1 protein-coding gene is annotated in these 252 nt (G+C 65.5%); it reads left to right on the forward strand.

The window, feature by feature from the left end:
* The coding region (locus ACLJNW_RS26930; RefSeq protein WP_410961612.1) for an N-succinylarginine dihydrolase at nt 1-252 on the forward strand (252 nt) is incomplete at both ends.

The following is a 252-nucleotide window of genomic DNA, read 5'->3' on the forward strand; positions in this document are numbered from 1 at the left end:
TCTGCAAGGACTATGGCGATGCCGGCGTGGAGTTCTTCGTCTTCGGTCGCAGCGCCTTCGACAGTCGCTTCCCGGCGCCGCAACGCTATCCGGCGCGCCAGACCCTGGAAGCCTGCCAGGCCGTCGCGCGTCTGCACGGGCTGAGCGAGGCCGGAGTGGTCTACGCTCAACAGAACCCGGCGGTGATCGACCAGGGCGTGTTCCACAACGATGTGATCTCGGTGGGCAATGGCGAGGTGCTGTTCCATCACG

Origin of the sequence: Salmonella sp. SAL4457 (assembly GCF_046548235.1) — a bacterium.
GTDB lineage: Bacteria > Pseudomonadota > Gammaproteobacteria > Enterobacterales > Enterobacteriaceae > Salmonella > Salmonella enterica.